The following is a 16,524-nucleotide window of genomic DNA, read 5'->3' on the forward strand; positions in this document are numbered from 1 at the left end:
TCGCTCTGGTGGCGACCCTACGCCTCCTCGGCCTGCTCACGCAACCACTGCTGCATGACGGTGCTCGTGCGCAGGCCCAGATCCACCGTGCTGCGGAACGGGTGCTTGCGCGGGAGCGCGTCGAGCGCCTCCGCCGTCTGGCGCAGCATCGCGACGTACTGCTCCGTGTAGGCGAGCTCGCGCTCGACGGCAGCGCGGCGGTCCTCCGGCTCTAGCAGCGCGAGCAGGAACCAGCGCACCGCGGTCTCGTTGCGCTGGTTGCGATTGGCCTCGCCCTCGATCAGCCACGTCCGGATCTCGTCGTGGCCCGCGGGGGTGACGGCGTAGGTGCGGCTGTTGCGCGCGCCCTCGCCGACGACCTCCACCATGCCCGCCTCCTGGAGCCGGGCGAGCTCGGGGTAGATCTGGCTGTGGCTCGCGTGCCATGCCGTGCCCAGCGAGACGTCGAACTTCTGTGCGAGCTCGTAGCCCGTGGCCGGCTGCACGGCGAGCAGTCCGAGGAGCGCGTGGCGGAGGGACACCTGCCGCCATCGTACTGTCCGGATTGACATGTCGACATAGACATGTAAGCCTCGACATATGACTGCGAACCGCCAACGACTGCTCCTTGCCGCCGTGATGTCCGGCCTGCTGCTCGCGATGCTCGACCAGACGATCGTCGGCACCGCGCTGCCCGCGATCGTCGAGCGGCTGGGTGGCTCGGAGTCGCTGTACGTGTGGGTCGTCACCGCGTACCTGGTGCCGGCGACGGTGTCGTTGCCGATCTACGCGCGGCTGTCGGATCGTTGGGGACGGCGCGCGCTGCTGCTTGTCGGGATGGCGATCTTCCTGCTCGGCTCGGGTCTGTCGGCGGCGGCGCAGACGATGGAGCAACTGGTCGCGTTCCGCGCGCTGCAGGGGCTCGGTGCGGGCGCGCTCGAGGGCTTGAGCTTCATCCTCGTCGCCGACCTCTACGGCGGCAAGCGCAACGCGGCGCTGCAGGGCGCGCTCGCGGGCCTGATGGGCGTGAGCTTCATCGCCGGGCCGCTGCTGGGCGGGTTCATCGCGGACGGGATCGGCTGGCGGTGGGTGTTCCTCGTGAACCTGCCGATCGGGCTCGCCGCGCTGGCCGTGGTCGCGTCGGTGCTGCCGGCGAGCGTGGGGCGCAGTGAGGACCGGCGCGCTCGGCTGGACCTGGCCGGGATCGGGCTGCTGACGCTCGCGATCGGGCTCGTGCTGATCGGCCTGAGCGAGCGGGTGTGGCCGTTGGTCGCCGCGGGGTTGCTGCCGCTGGCCGCGTTCGTCGCGGTGGAGCGGCGGGCCGCGGCGCCGATCATGCCGCCCGCGCTGTTCGCGGAGCGTCGGACGGCGGCGATCCTCGTCGCGGGCACCTTCGGCGCGTTCGGCATGTTCGCGACGCTGCTCCTGCTCCCGCGCTACTTCCAGAGCGTCGAGGACGTGAGCGCCACGCACTCCGGGGTGCTGCTGTATCCGCTGCTGGTCGGGCTGATCGTGTCGATCAACGTCGCCGGCGGCGTGATCATGAAGCGCGGGGAGTTCCGCACGGTGATCCTCGGCGGCACGGTGCTGATCGGGCTGGGCGCATTCGGCTTCGCGACCTTCGACGGCGGCACCCCGCGCTGGGAGGCCATGGTCTTCATGGCGCTGATCGGGCTCGGCGTGGGGCCGCAGCTGTCGGGACTGCAGATCGCGCTCACCCGCACGCTGGCGCCCGCGCGGATCGGCGGCGGGCTCGGCGCGCTGATGCTGCTGCGGCAGGTCGGCGCGGCGGTGGCGTTGGCCGCCGCCGAGACGCTCTACCTGCGCGGCGACGATCCCGCCGTCGCCGCGGGGACGGGCATCGTCGTCATCGCGCTCGTGGGTGCGGTGATCGCGTCGGCGGCGCTGCTCTCCGTGCCACGGCCCGCAACACGGTTCGCGCTGGCAGCATGAGCGCGAGCACCGCCGCGCCCACGAACCCGAGCGGCAGGAACAGCGCGAGCCCGAACGCGGTGCCGAGCTGCGCCGACGTCGCCAGCAGCGCGGACGCCAGGCCCTGATCGGACGCGTCGACCGCGGCGGTGCCCTGCGCGGTCGACGCCACCGAAGCCAGCCCGAGTCCCGCGCCCATGACGACGAACGCGACCAGCATCACCGGGATGGCGGGCGAGATCGCGAGCGCCAGCCCGCCCGCCCCGATCGCCGCCAGCCCGCCCGGGATCGCTCCGCGCCGCGGCCCGAGCAGCGAGGCCCCGATCACCGCCAGGTTGAACGGCGGGAACAGCAGCCCGGCGGTCGCCGGCGAGAGTCCGAGGTCCTGCTGCACGTGCAGCACGCACAGCAGGGCGATGGGCGTGGTCGTGGCGGTGAGGACGGCCGCGACCGCATTGGGGGAGAGGACGGCGCGGCGGCCGAGCACGCGCCGGTCGAGCAACGGGTTGGCCGCGCGCCGCTCGACGAAGAAGAGCGCGGCGAGCAGCACGGCGGCGAGCACGAGCGCGAGGGGATAGCCGGAGAGCGCGAGTACGAGCGCGCCGAGGCCGGTCGTGACGAGCACCGCGCCGGGGAGGTCGAGCGAGGCGGCGTGCGGCGAGGCGGCGGTGGCGGCGTGCGGCGAGGCCGCGTCCTCCTCATCGCGCGGGTCCGCGGCGCGGCTCTCCTCGAGCACGCGCGGCGCGAGCAGGGCCGCGACCAGGCAGACGGGCACGTTGACCAGGAACACCCAGCGCCAGTCGAGCCAGCCGCTCAGCAGGCCGCCGAGCACCCAGCCGCTGGCGCCGCCGCCGGCCGCCGCGGCGGTCCACCAGCCCAGCGCGCGGCCGCGGGCGCGCCCCGAGGGCCGGGCCGCGGTGACGAGCGCCAGCGCCGCGGGGGAGACGAGCGCCGCGCCGACGCCCTGCAGCGCGCGGCCCGTCAGCAGCAGCGCGCCGCTCGGGGCCAACGCGCACAGCAGCGACGCGCCGCCGAACACCCACAGGCCCGCGGTGAAGGTCAGGCGCCGGCCGTACCGGTCGGCGATGCGGCCCGCCGCCAGCAGGCAGCCGCCGAACACGAGCGGATAGACGGTCACGACCCACCCGAGGACCAGCTCGGACAAGCCGAGGTCGTCCTGGACGACCGGCAACGCGATGGCCACGATCGTCACGTCGAGGACGATCACGAACTGCGCGACGCACGGGAGCCCGACCTTCATCCCACCAGGCTGCCCGGCCCTGTTACCCTCAAACACGCTTATGGTGGAAACACCACCGACCGCGGCGAACATGCGGCTCGACGGCGGGCATCCGGCGCTCGACCTCGTGAACACGATCTACGGGCAGGTCGGACAGCCGCCGGAGCACGACGTGCTGCAGACGCCGGAGGACTTGCGCACGTTCGCGGCGCGCGTGGGCGTCGGACACGAGGCCGACGCGGCGGCGGTGAAGGCCGCGCGCGACCTGCGCGCCGCGTGCGAGGCCGCGTTCCGCGACGCAGACGCCGACGCGCTCGCCGTCCACGCGCGCGCCGCGTACGCCGCCGGCCGCCTCGAACCCGGCGGCTGGACGTGGCCCGACGAGGACCCGCTCAGCATCGTCCATCGCCTCGCGCACGCCGCCACCCAGCTCATCAGCAGCGAAGACCTGGACCGCCTCCGGGGCTGCAACGACTGCTGCTGGCTCTACCTCGACCGCTCGAAGAACCGCAGCCGCAAGTGGTGCTCGATGGCCGACTGCGGCACCAACGCCAAGAAGCGCCGCTACGTCGAGAAGCGTCGGCTCAGCCGGCCTTAGCCGCGGGCGCCGCCTGGAGGCGCTCCTCGGTGCCGGCCAGCAGCCCGCGTGTCCAGCGCTCGCTGAAGCCGGCGACGATCGCCAGCGCGATGAAGAAGTGCGTGCCCTGCGCGCCTTCGGCGACCTCGAGCGGCACGATCCCGGACTGCAGCAGCACGTAGGCCAGCAGCCCGCTGAGCGCGCCGACCAGCGGCCGCAGCGCACCCGCGGCGACGAGCGGCCCGATGCCGGACTCGGCGTGCGCGAACAGCGTGTGCAGCTTCAGGTTGCCGGACGTCATCCCGAACAGCACGCTCAGCACCGCGCCCAGCCCGCCGGCGAGCAGCATGGCGAACAGCATCCAAGGGCTGTCGCCGGTCTCGGGCACCGCCTCCAGCCCGAGCGTCATCCCGGTGCCGGCCGCGGAGGTCAGCAGGAGCCCGACGCCGAGACCGCCGAGGTAGCGCAGCTGCGCGCGGCGCTGGGACGCGCGCGCGAAGTAGGCCTCGGCACGCTTGCACGCCGTCTCCAGGTACTTCATCTGCGAGCACTTGACGTTGTCGTGGCCGGCCTTGCGCATCGCCGCCTCGCGGTCGAGCTCGCGGAAGATGCCGGAGATCACGCCGTAGACCATCTGCAGGCACAGCGAGCGGTCGCGCCCGGACGTGAACGTCAGGTGGACCTGGCGGGAGAGCGTGTAGGCGCGGAACAACAGCTCCTCGATGTCCTGCGGCATGCGCACGTCGGGCGCCACCGAGAACTCGAGCCGGTCACGCTTCTCCGACTCGTTGCGGTAGAGCTCGATCGAGACCGCGATGCACGTGCCCTCGTAGCGCTCGATCGGGGTGTGGGGCTCGTTCACGGCCGAGAATGTCCCGCTCGTCAACACCTTGTGCCATCACTCACAAGGGCGAACCAGCTCACCCCTATGGGTACGGATAACCCGCACCCGAACATCGCGGCTGCTCGGAGGTTCAACTGGACCGGATCGTCCAGGCTGCGGAGCAACCTCGACTCGGTAAGGAGACCGGCCACACATGACCGCCACGGAAGGCGCGGCGAAGCGGCTCACGCTGCTCGTCGCCCTGATCACGACCCTGCTCGCCGCGCCCGCGGCGCACGCCGCCACGGTGAAGCCGTCCAAGCCCACCGGCGTGCCAGCCTCGATCGCGCAGGGCGGGTCGTTCACCGTCACGGTGCCGGTGAAGAAGGCGACCAAGAGGACGAAGGTCGCGCTCACGCTCTCCAAGGACGCGAAGGCCGACAAGAAGGACGTCAAGCTCGCGACGCTCAAGGCGGTCAAGAAGAAGTTCACGGCCAAGCTGACGATCAACGCGGCTCCTGGTGCGTACCAGTTGCTGGCGTGCGTCGGCAAGGCGTGCGCGGCGAAGCCGCTGAAGGTGACGGCGAAGGCCACGCCGCAGCCCGCACCGAGCGCCCCTACCGCGCCCGCGCCGATCTCGCGTCCTGCTCCTGGCAACGAGAACCTGCCGCCGGGCCCGACGCCGACGCCGGACCCGGACAGCAAGCCGGGTGATCCGACACCGACCCCGACGCCCCCGCCGCCGATTCCCCAGGACCCGAAGGACGTCGCGCCGGAGCTCGACCCGGGTGCCGCCACGTCGGTCTACGACGCCACGAAGTTCCTGTACTCCGGCGCCGCGCCGATCCAGCGCAACGTGGAGCCGGGCGCGATCAGCGAGAAGACCGTGGCCGTGCTGCGCGGCACGGTCAAGGACCGCGACGGCAAGCCGATCGAGGGCGTCACGGTCACGATCGTCGACCACCACGACCTCGGCTTCACCCGCACCCGGGCCGACGGCCAGTTCGACATGGTCGTCAACGGCGGCGGCGTGACCGTGCAGTTCGAGAACGCCGGCTTTCTCCCGGTCCAGCGCACGCTGTCGCCGAACTGGCAGGACTACGAGACGCTCGACGACGTCGTGATGGTTCCGGTGGACCCGAACGCGAAGGTCATCGACCCGAACTCGACGCAGCCGTTCCAGGTCGTCCAGGGCACCGAGTCCGAGGACAAGGACGGCGAGCGGCAGGCCACGTTGCTGGTCCCCAAGGGCACGGACGCCACGATGGAGCTGCCCAACGGCCAGACGCGCGCGGTCGACGAGCTCAAGATCCGCGTGACCGAGTTCACCTACGGCGAGCAGGGCGACGAGGCCATGCCGGGCTCGCTGCCCGCCAACTCGGGCTACACCTACGCCGCCGAGTTCAGCGTCGACGAGGCGCTGAAGGCCGGCGCGACCGAGGTCAGCTTCGACCAGCCGCTGATCAACTACACCGAGAACTTCATCGGCGCACCCGTCGGCTCGCCCGTCCCGACGGGCTACTACGACCGCGAGACCGCCGAGTGGAAGGCGGCCAAGAACGGCCGCGTGATCGAGGTCCTGGCCGACGGGGTCGACACGGACGGCGACGGGAAGGCCGACAACGGCCTCGGCATCACCGACGACGAGCGCCGCCGGCTCGCGTCGCTGTACGAGCCCGGCCAGGAGCTCTGGCGCGTGCTCATCACCCACTTCACGCCGTGGGACCACAACTGGCCGTACGGTCCGCCGCCGGGCGCCAAGCCGCCCAAGCTCAAGGAGTTCGAGTGGAAGGACCCGAACGACCCGTGCCAGCAGCAGGGCTCGGCGATCGGCTGTGAGACCCAGACGTTGAGCGAGTCGATCCCGCTCACCGGCACCGGCATGACGCTCGACTACTCGACCGAGCGCACGCCGGGCTGGCGCGTCGACGAGACGCTGCAGATCCCGATCACGGGCGCGACGATCCCGCCGCGGCTGAAGGGCATCTCGCTCACGATCGACGTCGCCGGCAAGACGATCGAGAAGCGCTGGTGTGACCCGAACTACCCGACCACGGGCGCGAGCACGTGCAAGGACTACCCGCTGATCACGCCCAACCTGGACTTCGCGTTCCGCTGGGATGGCCTGGACGCTTACGACCGCCAGATCCAGGGCCGCGTGACGGCGAAGATCAACGTGATCTACGTCTACGAGTTCAACTACTACGACGCACCCGAGGACTTCGAGTCGTCGTTCGGGCAGTTCGGCTCGGACACCCAGGTCTTCGACGGCCGCTTCGCGTGCGGCAACCGGTCCGGCAACATGGACACGCACTTCTTCTGCGGCATCCCGATCGGGCAGACGATCACGCGCGCCATCGGCTCCTGGGACGCGCGCCCGACGGACGGGCTCGGCGGCTGGTCGTTGCGCGATCACCACGCGTACGACCCCGTGGAGCGCGCGCTGCGCCGCGGTGACGGCTCGACCGTCCGCTCGGAGGCCATGGCCCCGGTCGTGGAGACGCTCGCGGGCACGACCAACTCGGGCGTCGGCGGCGGCCGCGGCTCGAGCAACTACCCGAAGGACGGCGCGCCCGCCGACGAGTCCAACATCGACTACCTGGCCGACTACGTGCGCTCGCCCGACGGCAACCTGTACCTGCACAACGGCCTCAACCGCAACGACATCTTCCGCATCAGCCGCGACGGCAAGATCTACCTGTTCGCCGGCAACGGGGTCAAGGGCGGCCAGCCGACGGGCGACGGCGGCCCGGCCAAGGCCGCCGGTCTCGGCACCGTGCAGCAGCTGGCGGCCGCGCCGGACGGCTCGCTGATCATCGCCTCCTACGGCGACGACTGGGACACGGAGGTCCTGCGCAAGGTCTCGCCCGACGGGTCGAAGATCGAGCGCATCGCGGGCACGCTGGACCGCAGCGCGCCGATGGGTGACGGCAAGCCGGCGCTCGAGGCGCACATCGGCGTCGTCAACGACATGGCCGTCGCGCCCGACGGCACGATCTACTGGACCGAGCGTCCGACCCAGCGCAGCGGCTGGAAGGGCCTGCTGCGCAAGGTCGCGCCGGACGGGATCGTGACCACGGTCGCGGGCCTCGGCACCAAACCGGCCGAGAACGGCACGCCGGCGGCCGAGGCGTCGCTGGGCAGCGACCCGCAGGGTGTGGCGATCGGCAACGACGGCTCGATCTACATCGCCCAGCGCTACGAGAAGATGGTCACGCGCATCGACCCGTCGGGCCGCGCGTTCCGCTTCGCCGGCAAGGGCAACCACGACGAGCGCGGCAAGCTCGGCCTCGGCGGCCAGGCCTCGCAGTCCTACATCGACTCGCCGTACACGCTCGCCGCGGGCACTGACGGCAACGTCTACATCCGCGTGCTCGGCTACGACGTCTCGCCGTCCTCGTCGGTGATCCTCCGCGTGGACCCCAACGGCGTGCTCCAGCAGTACGCCGGCCGTCTGATCGGCACCTGCGGGTCCGGTGCCGTCGACGGCGAGGGCGCGACCAGCGTCTGCCTGTCCGACCACTCGCGCACGATCGGCGTGGACGGTGACGGCGGCCTGACGTTCGCCGACGGCCGCTACCGGATCCGCAAGGTCGCGCCGCCGCTGCCGGGCTTCGACGCCGACGGGCTGGCGCTGCCGTCCAGCGACGGCTCCGAGGTCTACGAGTTCGACCGCAACGGCCGCCATCTGGCCACGCGCAACGGCTTCACGGGCGCGAAGATCCGCACGTTCGAGTACGACGCGGCCAAGCAGCTGGTGGGCGTGGTGGACGCGGGCGGCAACCGCACGCGGATCGAGCGCGACGGCGCCGGCAAGGCGCTCGCGATCGTCGCGCCGGGCGGGCCGCGCACGACGCTGGTCGTCAACAGCGACGGGTGGCTGGAGAGCGCGAAGAACCCCGCCGGCGAGGAGTTCCGCTTCACCTACGCGAACGGGCTCATCAAGTCCTTCCGCAAACCCGCGGGCGGGACGACGACGTTCGACTACGACGGCGTCGGCCGGCTGGTCAAGCACAACGGCGCCGACGGCGAGCACCGCACGCTCACGCGTGAGGAGCTCGAGGACGGCACGCGCGTGACGATCACCACGGGCGGCGGCAAGGCCACCAAGTACACGATGCAGGTGCTCGACAATGGCGACCGCCGCCGCATCGTCGAGGAGCCGGCGGGCGGCAAGACGACCTCGACCGTACGCGTCGACGGGATCACCGAGCTGGTGCAGCCGGACGGCACCAAGACCGAGTACGAGATCGCGCCCGACCCGCGCTGGGGTGCGCAGGTGCCGATCGTGGCGGTCAAGACGGTCACGACGCCGGACGGTAAGACGTCGGTGGTCAAGCGCACCGACCGCGTGTCGCTGGCGACGCCGCGGGACCCGTTCTCGCTCACGTCCCTGCGCACCTCGTTCGCCGAGACCGGCGGCGGGACGCGCACGTGGGAGTACAGCGACGAGACCGTGACCGAGACGAGCGCCGGCGGACGCACGACGACCACCAAGCTCGACGTGTACGGCCGCGTGCTCGAGCAGTCGCTCGATTCCGACCTCGCGCCGCTCGTGTACACCTACGACGAGCGCGGGCGCGCGAAGTCGATGAGCCAGGGCGCCGAGTCGGTCACCTTCGCCTATGACGCCAAGCACCGCCTGGTGTCGGAGACCGACGCGGCCGGGCACGTGACGGGGTACGTCTACGACGACGCCGATCGCGTGATCGAGAAGCGCCTGCCGGGCGGGCGGACGTACCGCTACAGCTACGACGACAACGGCAACATCGAGACGATGACCTCGCCACGCGGCAAGGTCCATCGCTTCGGCTTCACCGACGGTGACCGCTCGCAGGACTACACGCCGGCGTCCTCGACGGGCAAGTACGCGCGGGCGTACTCGAACGACCGTGCCTTGCAGAGCGTCGGGCTGCCGAGCGGCGCGACACAGACGATGGGCTACGACACGGGCGGGCGGCTGACGTCCGAGGACCACGTGCAGTCCAAGCGCTCGTTCACGTACGAGGGCGGGCGCGACCAGTTCGACACGATCACGCGCTCGCTCGCTGATGGCAGCGGGGCGCAGACGCTCGATGTCGACTATGACGGCGCGCTGCCGAAGCGGCTGACGTTCGGCGGCGTGGCCGCCGGCACGTACGAGTACACGTACGGCGACCGGGTGCTGCCGACGGCCGAGAAGCTGACCGTGGGCGCGACGACGGTCACGCGCGAGCTCGGGTTCGACGAGGACCGGCTGGCGACCAAGAGCGGCCCGTTCACGATCACGCGTCAGGGGCCGGGCGGCGCCGTGTCGAAGATCAGCGACGGCAAGCTCTCGCTCGAGTACGCCTACGACGACAACGGCCGGCCGGTCGGGCGGACCCTGAAGGTCGGAACCACCGAGCGCTTCTTCCAGCAGCTCACGTTCAACACCGTGGGCCTGGCGGGGGCGCGCTCCGAGCGCGTGGACGGCGCGGCGGACGCGCTGTCCTACGAGTACGACCCGGCGGGGCAGCTGCGGGCCGTCAAGCGCGGCGGGACCGTCGTCGAGTCGCACACCTACGACCTGGACGGCAACCGCCTGGGCGGCGGCGCCGAGTACGACGACCAGGACCGCCTGAAGGCGCGTGACGGCGTCAGCTACACGTGGGACGCCGACGGCTTCCTGCTCAGCCGCGGGGCGGACACGTTCACGTACTCGCGCAGCGGCGAGCTGCTCGCGGCCAAGGGCGTCCTCTACAGCTACGACGCGATCGGGCGCCGGGTCGCGCGGATGGAGGGTGCGGCGAAGACCACGTACCTCTACGGCAACCCCGCGAACCCGTGGCAGGTCACGGCGTCGGTCGCCGGGGACGTGATCACGACGTACTTCTACGACGCCGACGATCGCCTGTTCGCGCTCGAGCGGGCGGGTGAGCGCTACTACGTGGGCGCGGACGCCAACGGCTCGCCGCGGATCGTGGTGCGCGCGTCCGACGGGGTCGTCGTGCGCAAGGTGGCGTACGATGCGTTCGGCGTCGAGACGCAGGTCACGGGCACGTTCGAGCTGGCGATCGGCTTCGCGGGCGGCCTGCGCGACGGCGTGACCGGGCTCGTGCGCTTCGGCCTGCGCGACTACGACCCGGTCGCGGGGCGCTTCACGGCCAAGGACGCGAGCTTCTTCAGCGGCTCGCCCCACAACCTGTACGACTACGCCGGCAACAACCCGATCACGATGCGCGACCCGTCCGGCCTGGTGTGCATCGGCTGGTCCATGTACGCGACGTTCGGCGGCGGCGTCCAGCTCTGCCGCGAGAACAAGTGGGACCTCGACGCCGACTGGTCGGTCTGCGGCGAGGCCGGCCTCGGCCTGGGCGGCGGCGCCGACCTCGACTTCGCGGGCGGCGCGGCCGACACCGGCGGCACCGCGTTCGCCGAGCTCACGGGTAAGGCGGGCTGGGTCGGCGGCACGATCGGCGCCGAGCTCGACCTCAACTGCCTCAACGCCAAGGGCTCGGCGAAGGTCATGGTCGGATCGGTCACCGTCGGTGCCGACACCGGCGGCGGCTTCGCGGCCGGCGTCGGTCAGAACGACCTCCCGATGCCGGGTGCCCGCCTCGAAGGCAAGGTGGGCGTGAAGGTCTGCAAGAAGTGGTGAGCTGACCGCGGGCGCCCGCCGCGTTCGTCGCGGCGGGCGCTGCCGCTCGGGCAGGACCCGGTGACCGAAGCGCTCGGTTCGCGGGTACGAGGCCGTCATTCCGAACCGACGGCCCAACCTCGCGCTGCTCGCGCTCGTCGCGTGTGCGTTCTTCGGCTGCGAGAGCGATCAGCGCGCCACGCTGCAGAAGCGGCGTGCCGCCGCGGCGACGCCGACGCCCACGCCCTCACCCCAGCCCGCTTCGGAGGACGACCGGCGCCTCGAGGGCGCGGCGCTCGCGCCCGACGACGTCCCATCGGGCTGGCGCGCAGAGGCGAGCGAAGGTGACATCGCCTCGTGCCAGCAGGTCCTCAACGCGCGCACCCGGGCGACGGGCAGCGCGGTCTCCCCGTCTTTCAGCGACGACTCCGGCTTGATGACGCAGTCGTGGGTGTTCCTCTACGCCGACCGCGCGATCGCCGAGCAGACGTACGTCGACCTCGCGCGCGATGACACCCGGTCCTGCATCGCCGAGGCGGTGATGCACGGGGTCGGCGATGCGGCCGAGAGCTACGACGCGCAGCCCGCCTCGCCCGACCCGCTTGGCCAGAAGAACGAGGCCGGGCGACTCACGATCAAGCTCAAGGCGGCGGGCGGAACCCTGGCCCTGTTCGTCGACGTTCGCTTCGCGCTACGCGGGCGTGGCGTGGCGATGATGTTGTTCGTGGCGCCGGAGGAGCCGTTCGACGCGCAGCTCCGGGCGGACCTGGTCGAGGCGCTCGCCGAGCGCTTCGAGGCTGCGCTGGGCTGACCCGAGAATCGGCACGGAGCCACCCACCCGCAGGGGTAGACCCGACGGGTGCCCACCGGTTGGACCATCCGCGACACCGAAGATGACGGCGTCCAGTTCCTGATCGGCATGCGCTGGGGCGCGTTGTGGCGGCTGGCGTATCGCCCGTGGGTCGCGCACGCGTTCGTCCGCATGCTGCGTGCCTCGCCCGAGAGCGGGTTGGAGAAGACGTGGCTGAGCGTCCGGCCGGCCGGGCCCGTCGTGGTCCAGCGCTGGCAGAGCGCGGCCGACCTGCGACGCTGGGCCCGTGACCACGGCGAGGCACACGCCGAGCCGTGGCGGCGGTTCCGCCAGGAGATCGGGGGCACCGCCGACTGGGGCGTGTGGCACGACGTCCGCACACCCCGGGCGCAGGAGCTCTAGGGCGCGATCATCAGCCGGCGGATGCGGCCGTCGGCGAGCGCGAAGTCCCACTTGAGGTCGGCGACGCCGCCGGGGAAGTCGCCGGTGATGCGGCCCTCGACGAGGAAGCGGCCGGGGCCGCCGTTCGTGATCGCGAGGATCTCGGTGGTGTAGGTGAACTTCGAGGCGACGTCGGCTCGCCACGCGCGGATCGAGTCCGTCCCGCGATGGGTCTGCGCTTCGTCGACCACGGTGGCGTCGTCGGCGAACAGGGCGATCAGGCCGTCGAGGTCGCCGGCGGCGTCGAGGGCGAAGAAGCGGCGGATGGTGTCGTCGGTGTTGTCCATGGGGGAAGCTTCCGGCGTCCCGCCGTGGGAGGGTCAAGGGGCACTTGCGGGCTTGACCCTCCGGTAGCGGGAGGGTCGATACTCAGCTGATGGCCTCGCTCGTCACCATCGGCGACTTCTCCCGCGCCTCGCACCTGACGGTCAAGACGCTGCGCCACTACCACGACGCGGGACTGCTGGAGCCCAGCGACATCGACCCGCAGACGGGCTACCGCTACTACTCGACCGACCAGCTGCCCGTCGCGCAGGTCATCCGCCGGCTGCGGAACCTGCGGATGCCGGTCGCCGACGTCAAGGCCGTGCTCGCCGCCGCCGACGCCGACGCCCGCAACCGGCTGATCGCCGACCACCTCGATCGCCTCGAGTCCGAGCTCGCCGAGACCCGGGCGGCGGTGAGCGAGCTGCGCGACCTGCTGCAGCCGCCGGCGCCGCACCCGATCGAGCACCGGACGGTCCCGCCGACACCCGCCATCGCCATCGAGGACACCGTCGACCGCGACGACCTCTACGCCTGGTGGCAGGGCGCCATCGGCGAGCTCACCGCCACGGCCCGCGCGCAAGGCCTGCACCAGACGGGCCCGGTCGGGGGCCTGTACGCCGACGAGCTCTTCCACGACGGCCGCGGGCCGGCCACCGTCTACCTGCCGTGCGAAGGCACGATCAAGCCGATCGGCCGGGTCGTGGCGACGACGATCCCGCAGGCCGAGCTCGCGGTCGCCCGCCACGACGGCTCACCGCGTGACATCGACCGCACCTACGGCGAGCTCGCCGCCCACGTCGTGAGGCACGAGATCGGCGTCGCAGGTCCGCTGCGCGAGCACTACCTGCGCGGCATCGCCGAGACCGCCGACGCCGCCGAATGGCAGACCGAGATCGGCTGGCCGATCTTCCGCACCCACGCATGAAGGCCGGCACGCCTTACGAGATGGTCAGCGCGAGCCCGAACCACTGCATGGCGAGCGTGTGCCCGCTCGCGCGCTAACGGGTGAGCTCGACGCGGTTGCGCCCGGCGGCCTTGGCCGCGTAGAGGGCGCGATCGGCCTGGCGGAGCAGGCTCTCGCCGTCGGTGGCGTCCAGCGGGTAGGTGGCGATGCCGAGGCTGGCGGTGATCTCGCGCTCGACGCGCGCGATGTCGATCTGGGCGACCGCGTTGCGCACCTTCTCGGCCACTTCGAGGGCGCCGTCCTGGTCGGTGTCGGGGAGCAGCAGGACGAACTCCTCGCCGCCGAGACGGCCCGCGAAGTCGCTGGCGCGGACGGTGCCGGAGAGGGCCTGGCCGACCGCGGCCAGCACGTCGTCGCCGGCGCCGTGCCCGAAGCGGTCGTTGATCTGCTTGAAGTGGTCGAGGTCGAGCAGGACCGCGCTGAACGGGGACACCGCGCGGCCGGCGTGGGCGACCATGCGCTTGAGGGTGTCCTGGCAGGAACGGGCGTTGGGCAGGCCGGTCAGCGCGTCGGTGGCCGCACGCGTCTCGGCGATCGCCAGCATCCGCAGGTTGGCCAGGACCGGTCCGGCCTGCGCGACGGACTCGGTGACGCGGCTGCGGTGGTGGTCCTCGATCGGCCGCTCGCTCTGCACGAGCACCGCGCCGATCACCTCGCCGCCCACCAGGGACGGGACGCAGGTGACCTCCTCGGCGGTGTTGCCGCAGATCGAGCAGGCGACGAGCGGGTCATAGCCGCGTCCCTGCTCGTAGGAGCGGGCGAGCCGCACGGCCAGGCAGTCCTCGGGCGTCGCGCCCGTCAACCGCTCGTTGAGCGGCGAGTCCGCGGCGACGGGCGTGGCCGCGGCGATGCGGTTGTCGGAGTGGTTGCGGTTGAGGATCGTCACCACGCCGCCCGGGAGGCTGCGCTCCAGGTGCCGCTTGACGAGCCCGTAGGCCTGCGCCTCGTCGCGCATGACCTGCATCATCTCGGTGAACTCGGCCTGGCCGGCGCGGGAGTGCTCGTCCGCGGCCCGCCGTCGGCGGGCGGACCGCGCGGCGCTCTCGAGGGTGAGGAAACCCAGCACGCCGAAGAGCAGGCTGATACCGATCACCAGGCCGATCGACAGGCGCCCGGCCGCGGCCAGCTCACGGTCCTTCTGCTGCTCGAGCTCGGCCTGCACCTCCGCGTTGACGGCGCGGAGGCGGTCGAAGACGCGCTTGCGCGCCTCGGTCTCGGAGATCGAGGTGGCCGCGTTCTGGTCGGCGCGCAGCCGCGCGATCTCGCGCTCGGCCATCCGCTGCCACTGCTCGGCGATCCGCACCTGCCGGTCGATCAGCGCGCGGATCTCCGGGCCGGCGAGGGAGCGCGCCTCGCCCGTGGCGAGCGTGAAGTCGGTCTGGCCGCGCCGGTACGGGTCCAGGAACTCCTCGCGCCGCGTGAGCGCGAAGCCGCGCAGGCCGGTCTGCTGATCGAGCATCGCCGTCAACATGCCCTGGCCGCTCTGGCTCTCCTCAAAGGCGCGCGTCGCGGCCTCGTGCTGGGCCCGGTTGGTGAACCACACCGCGAGCACCACGACGGCGATGCCGAAGCCCAGCAGCAGACGGGCGCGCGAGTTGATCGGCAGGGACGAGGGCATCTCCCCACCTCTGTTCGACCACCCGGTCCTGGCCTTGAACCGGCGGTCCGCTGATCAGGGGAGCACGCGTACCCCCAGCTCCCGGAACGGCGCCACCAGTGGTTCGGGAGCATCGCGCTCGGTGGCCAGGTGCGTGAGACTGTCGGCCGGACCGACGACGAACGGCGCGACGGTGCCCAGCTTGTCCCGGTGCGCCAGCCCGACGACGAGGTTCGCGCGTTCGAGCAGCGTCCGCCGGACGTCGGCCTCGTCGGGATACTGCTGGCTGATCCCATGCTCGGCGTGGATGCTCCAGACGCCGAGAAAGCAGACGTCCGCCGTGATCTGCCGGTAGGCGGCGACCGTCTGCGCGCCGACGGCGACCATCGCGCGCGGCTCGAGCCGCCCGCCGATGACGACCACCTCCGCGCCGGGGAGGCGGGCGAGCGCCGCCGCCACCGGAGGGCTGTGGGTGACGAAGGTGCCCGTGTGGTCGGGTGGGATCGCGTCGACCAGCGCGAGCGCGGTGCTGCCGCCGTCCACGATCACGACCTGCCCCGGGACGAGCATGGTCGCCGCGGCCCGGGCGACCGCCCGCTTGGCGTCGGCGCCCTGCGCCTGCCGGCCCTCGTACGTGATCGCGGTCGACGAGCGCGCCAGCGCGCCGCCGTGGACCCGGACCAGCCGGCCGGCCTCGGCCAGCTCGTCGAGGTCGCGCCGGATGGTGTGGGGGGACACGTCGAGCAGCGTCTGGAGCTCGGTCGCGACCACGCGCCCGGACGCGGTCAGCTCGTCCAGGATCCGGCGCTGGCGCTCGTCCTTGAGCAGGGCGCCGCGCTCAGGCGGCGACGTCATGCTGCGCCAAGGGCAGCTCGTCCACGGCCGTCACGACGAGCTTGCCCGCCGCGCGGGCGCAGGCGACCATCTCGTCCGCGCCCGCCGACGGGCCGCCCATGCGCAGGACGGCGTCGCAGCGCTCGGCGAGGCGCCGCCCGACGGGGTGGAAGATCTCGTCGAACACCGCGTCGCCGACCTGCGTGCTGCCCGCCAGCTCGACGAGCGGCAGGGCCACGGCCTCGCCGGTGATCGGGGTGTGGCCGGCGCGGAAGACCTCCAGCGCCGTGCGGTTCATGGCGGCGACGTTGGCCGCGAGCTTGTCGGGGTCGTCGCCCGTGCCCGAGCGATACGGGCCGGCGACCAACACGAGGAGCGAGTTCATTGCACCATTGTGCTCGTTTCTGCTCGAACCTGCAAGTTCGAGCATGCCGCCGCGAGGCGACGACGATCGGCGCGAC

13 protein-coding genes are annotated in these 16,524 nt (G+C 72.0%); 6 read left to right on the forward strand and 7 right to left on the reverse strand.

The annotated features are described in order from the left end of the window. Positions 1-17 precede the first annotated feature (17 nt). A complete protein-coding gene (locus tag OJ962_RS24345; RefSeq protein ID WP_202958246.1) occupies positions 18-521 on the reverse strand; it encodes a PadR family transcriptional regulator in 504 nt (167 codons plus the stop codon). A gap of 58 nt (positions 522-579) precedes the next feature. Here OJ962_RS24345 and OJ962_RS24350 point away from each other — a divergent pair, with 58 nt between their 5' ends. Further along, on the forward strand, positions 580-1,932 hold the full coding sequence (locus tag OJ962_RS24350; protein WP_202958247.1) for an MFS transporter: 1,353 nt from the start codon (positions 580-582) through the stop codon (positions 1,930-1,932). On the opposite strand, the gene OJ962_RS24355 is transcribed toward OJ962_RS24350, so the two are convergent. Beyond that, entirely contained in the window at positions 1,847-3,172 is a 1,326-nt protein-coding gene (locus OJ962_RS24355; RefSeq protein WP_202958248.1) for an MFS transporter, read from the reverse strand. The two genes, OJ962_RS24350 and OJ962_RS24355, sit on opposite strands and share 86 nt — an antisense overlap. Positions 3,173-3,212: 40 nt before the next feature. On the opposite strand from OJ962_RS24355, the gene OJ962_RS24360 reads away from it, so the two are divergent. Continuing rightward, positions 3,213-3,749 (forward strand): CGNR zinc finger domain-containing protein, encoded by a 537-nt coding sequence (locus tag OJ962_RS24360; protein ID WP_270006667.1) that lies wholly within the window; start codon positions 3,213-3,215, stop codon positions 3,747-3,749. Here the strand turns inward: OJ962_RS24360 and OJ962_RS24365 are convergent. Continuing rightward, complete coding sequence (locus tag OJ962_RS24365) at positions 3,736-4,590, reverse strand: hypothetical protein (protein ID WP_202958250.1); 855 nt, start codon at positions 4,588-4,590, stop codon at positions 3,736-3,738. The two genes, OJ962_RS24360 and OJ962_RS24365, sit on opposite strands and share 14 nt — an antisense overlap. Before the next feature lie 175 nt (positions 4,591-4,765). On the opposite strand from OJ962_RS24365, the gene OJ962_RS24370 reads away from it, so the two are divergent. The 3 genes from OJ962_RS24370 to OJ962_RS24380 all read left to right on the forward strand — a co-directional run bounded on the left by OJ962_RS24370 (position 4,766) and on the right by OJ962_RS24380 (position 12,362). Then, entirely contained in the window at positions 4,766-11,170 is a 6,405-nt protein-coding gene (locus OJ962_RS24370) for an RHS repeat-associated core domain-containing protein (RefSeq protein ID WP_202958251.1), read from the forward strand. 415 nt (positions 11,171-11,585) lie between these two features. Next, positions 11,586-11,960 (forward strand): hypothetical protein, encoded by a 375-nt coding sequence (locus OJ962_RS24375; RefSeq protein ID WP_202958253.1) that lies wholly within the window; start codon positions 11,586-11,588, stop codon positions 11,958-11,960. A 48-nt stretch (positions 11,961-12,008) separates the two neighbouring features. Beyond that, complete coding sequence (locus tag OJ962_RS24380) at positions 12,009-12,362, forward strand: monooxygenase family protein (protein ID WP_202958254.1); 354 nt, start codon at positions 12,009-12,011, stop codon at positions 12,360-12,362. Here OJ962_RS24380 and OJ962_RS24385 read toward each other — a convergent pair. Continuing rightward, the gene (locus OJ962_RS24385; RefSeq protein ID WP_202958255.1) at positions 12,359-12,688 is read right to left on the reverse strand and encodes a nuclear transport factor 2 family protein; all 330 of its coding nucleotides are present in this window, start codon (positions 12,686-12,688) and stop codon (positions 12,359-12,361) included. The two genes, OJ962_RS24380 and OJ962_RS24385, sit on opposite strands and share 4 nt — an antisense overlap. 89 nt (positions 12,689-12,777) lie before the next feature. Between OJ962_RS24385 and OJ962_RS24390 the strand changes: the two genes are divergently transcribed. After that, positions 12,778-13,593, forward strand: a complete 816-nt coding sequence (locus tag OJ962_RS24390) for a MerR family transcriptional regulator (RefSeq protein WP_202958256.1) — start codon at positions 12,778-12,780, stop codon at positions 13,591-13,593. Between the two features lie 73 nt (positions 13,594-13,666). On the opposite strand, the gene OJ962_RS24395 is transcribed toward OJ962_RS24390, so the two are convergent. From OJ962_RS24395 to OJ962_RS24405, 3 genes are read right to left on the reverse strand one after another with little or no spacing between them, the layout of a single operon-like run. After that, the gene (locus OJ962_RS24395; protein WP_202958257.1) at positions 13,667-15,250 is read right to left on the reverse strand and encodes a sensor domain-containing diguanylate cyclase; all 1,584 of its coding nucleotides are present in this window, start codon (positions 15,248-15,250) and stop codon (positions 13,667-13,669) included. 54 nt (positions 15,251-15,304) lie between these two features. Next, positions 15,305-16,084, reverse strand: a complete 780-nt coding sequence (locus OJ962_RS24400) for a DeoR/GlpR family DNA-binding transcription regulator (RefSeq protein ID WP_202958258.1) — start codon at positions 16,082-16,084, stop codon at positions 15,305-15,307. Then, the gene (locus tag OJ962_RS24405) at positions 16,068-16,448 is read right to left on the reverse strand and encodes a DUF4406 domain-containing protein (RefSeq protein ID WP_202958259.1); all 381 of its coding nucleotides are present in this window, start codon (positions 16,446-16,448) and stop codon (positions 16,068-16,070) included. The genes OJ962_RS24400 and OJ962_RS24405 overlap by 17 nt, the downstream gene beginning before the upstream one ends. Positions 16,449-16,524 lie beyond the last annotated feature (76 nt).

The organism is Solirubrobacter deserti, assembly GCF_027587175.1.
In the GTDB taxonomy this organism is placed as follows: domain Bacteria; phylum Actinomycetota; class Thermoleophilia; order Solirubrobacterales; family Solirubrobacteraceae; genus Solirubrobacter; species Solirubrobacter deserti.